Source organism: Thiocapsa imhoffii (genome assembly GCF_016583985.1).
Lineage (GTDB): Bacteria > Pseudomonadota > Gammaproteobacteria > Chromatiales > Chromatiaceae > Thiocapsa > Thiocapsa imhoffii.
The window spans coordinates 1-2,377 of record NZ_NRSD01000067.1 but is presented as its reverse complement, the minus strand read 5'-3'; the positions used below and the strand labels follow the sequence as shown (position 1 = coordinate 2,377).

Annotated in this window: 5 protein-coding genes and 1 pseudogene; 5 read left to right on the top strand and 1 reads right to left on the bottom strand. The window is 46.7% G+C overall.

Going from position 1 to position 2,377, the window contains the following annotated elements:
• The first annotated feature begins 5 nt into the window (after positions 1 to 5).
• Together CKO25_RS20625 and CKO25_RS20620 are read left to right on the top strand one after the other, a co-directional pair.
• Positions 6 to 227: a transposase gene (locus CKO25_RS20625; protein WP_371829737.1), complete on the top strand. Its 222-nt coding sequence runs from the start codon at positions 6 to 8 to the stop codon at positions 225 to 227.
• A gap of 194 nt (positions 228 to 421) precedes the next feature.
• Positions 422 to 652 carry a hypothetical protein gene (locus CKO25_RS20620; protein WP_200389819.1) on the top strand — a complete coding sequence of 77 codons (231 nt, stop codon included), beginning with the start codon at positions 422 to 424 and terminating at the stop codon, positions 650 to 652.
• An 81-nt stretch (positions 653 to 733) separates the two neighbouring features.
• Here CKO25_RS20620 and CKO25_RS20615 read toward each other — a convergent pair whose 3' ends face one another.
• A complete protein-coding gene (locus CKO25_RS20615; protein WP_200389821.1) occupies positions 734 to 1,075 on the bottom strand; it encodes a hypothetical protein in 342 nt (113 codons plus the stop codon).
• Between CKO25_RS20615 and CKO25_RS22090 the strand changes: the two genes are divergently transcribed.
• The 3 genes and pseudogenes from CKO25_RS22090 to CKO25_RS20920 form a co-directional block, all read left to right on the top strand.
• The gene (locus CKO25_RS22090; protein ID WP_371829736.1) at positions 963 to 1,196 is read left to right on the top strand and encodes a transposase; all 234 of its coding nucleotides are present in this window, start codon (positions 963 to 965) and stop codon (positions 1,194 to 1,196) included. The genes CKO25_RS20615 and CKO25_RS22090 overlap by 113 nt on opposite strands.
• A 429-nt stretch (positions 1,197 to 1,625) precedes the next feature.
• Positions 1,626 to 2,177: a hypothetical protein gene (locus CKO25_RS20605; RefSeq protein ID WP_200389817.1), complete on the top strand. Its 552-nt coding sequence runs from the start codon at positions 1,626 to 1,628 to the stop codon at positions 2,175 to 2,177.
• A pseudogene (locus tag CKO25_RS20920) lies at positions 2,161 to 2,377 on the top strand (hypothetical protein); the annotation flags it as partial. The gene CKO25_RS20605 and the pseudogene CKO25_RS20920, both read left to right, overlap by 17 nt.

The following is a 2,377-nucleotide window of genomic DNA, read 5'->3' as shown; positions in this document are numbered from 1 at the left end:
GCGGAATCAGGTGTTTCGATCGCTTTCTTGGGACGCTTAGAACTCATTTCGCTGAGATCACTAATTATTTTTTCAACCGTCAGACGAGCGGGTTTGTAGAAGGCCTCAACAATAAATTGAAAGTCCTCAAACGACGCTGTTACGGCATCACCAACCTCGCCCATCTGTATCAAAGAGTGTGCTTGGATCTCAACGGATACGCTCGCTTCGGCGTGGAGTCAATATGAATCAATGTGTTAGAGTTTTCGTGTTCAGCGACTTTTCGTAGTTGATGTGTACGCAAAATATAGCGTTAAATAATTGTTTTTAAATTGGTTTCACATTCCCCTGAAATCCGGGAGAGCCTCTCAAAGGGTCATGTTATCATATAAATCAGTTACTTGATGGAAGTGCTCCGCGAAAATGTCATTCGAGCGCTTTTATGATGACTTTCGATCAGGATACGATTCAGGCGCTTTTAAATCTTCCTGACCTCGCGATTGATCAGGTGGTTTTAGGTGAACGTAAAACGTTGAGAATTGACGTTCATAGTACCCTGGAAGGAACTCAGTGTCACCGTTTTGGCAAGCCGATTAATCATGCTGATGGTTTGGGCAATGAGATCGAACTTCGACATTTGCCGCTACTCGAATACCGAGTGCTGTTGATCTGACGTCCTAAGTGGTATCAATGTCGCTCCTGCGAAGGGCATCCAACGACAAGTCAAGCCCTGTCATGGTATACGCCACGTGCATCAGTCACAACAGCTTTCGAGCAACAGATGCTTTTGGAATTGATCAACAGCACGCTTGAAGATGTGAGCCGGAAACAGGGCATTAGCGTTGATGCATGACAAAGCATCCTTGATCGTCAGATAAGTGCCACCATCGATTGGAATCCAATTCAAAATCTCGAAGTGGTCGGGATCGATGAGATTGCACTGAAGACAGGACATCGCGACATTTTTGTTGTGGTCAGTGCCTATATCAACGGCATGCTGCAGGTCATCGGACTGCTCAGCGAGCGCACCAAAGCAGCAGTCAAAGCAATTTTTTAACAGTATTCCCAAGCGGTTACGACGTACCCTCAAGGTCATCTGCACGGTTCTCTATGCCGGTTTCATTGGGGCTGCGAAAGCCTTTTTCGGCAAACGTGTGCTCATTTGTCCAGATCGTTTCCATATTGCTCGCCTGTATCGGGACAGTTTTGAGACCTGACGAAAACGGGAATGGAAGCGGTTACGGCGGACGCTCACGAAATCGACATTGGATCAGTTAAAAAACGTGCATTGGCTCTTGCGCCATCGCCGCACGGATCTCACCGACGATGAGCGTCGTATCTTCAATCGTTTGTTTGTTCACTCGCCCCAAATTTAAAGACGCTCACGATGCGTGCGAAGCGCTCACTGTGATTTATGAAAGCCCTCTTTCAACAGGACAAGGAGAACGTCAAATCCGTCGCTGGATGCGACAGGTCTCGAATCGCGGAATCAGGTGTTTCGATCGCTTTCTTGGGACGCTTAGAACGATTTCACTGAGATCACTATACTAGATTATTAAAATGTTTGCGAATTTATTATGTTCATAATAACCTAAAGATCCATAATCATTTTCTGCCCATTTTATTGATTGGTGATAGGTGATTTTATGCTACGTTGCCAGTTTTCAGTTGAAGATCAACGCCACATTCAACTTCAGCGTTACCGCCATCCTGATCCGATCGTGCGGAAACGCATGACCATCTTGTGGCATAAGCACCTTGGCCTACCACACCATGAAATTGCCAAATTGAGTAGCGCGGCTCCGAACACCGTCACGACGACGATTCGGACATATATTGAAAAAGGGCTGTCCGGTGTCGAGAAGCGTCACTTTCACCAGCCAGTGAGTCAGATCGAGCCGCAACGTGACTTCTTGAAATCGCATTTTTTGAAGTATCCCCCACGCACCCGTAAAGAAGCGGCAGCGGAGATTAAGCGGCTGACAGGAGTCTCGTTTACTGTACCTCATGTGCGTCACCTCCTACTCTCGTTCGGACTCAGCCGAAAAAAACAGGAAGCGTCCCTGGGAAACTGGATAACAGCAAGCGAGAAGGCTCTCCCGGATCTCAGGGGGTCATGTTATCATATAAATCAGTTACTTGATGGCGGTGCTCCGCTAAAATGTCATTCAAGCGCTTTTTATGATGACTTTCGATAAGGATACGATTCAGGCCCTTTTAAATCTTCCTGACCTCGCAATTGAACGGGTGGTTTTAGGTGAACGCAAAACTTTGAGAATTGACGTTCATAGTACCCTAGAAGGAACGCAGTGTCACCGTTGTGGCAAGCCGATTCATCATGCTGATGGTTTGGGTAATGAGATCGAACTTCGACATTTGCCGCTACTCGAATACCGAG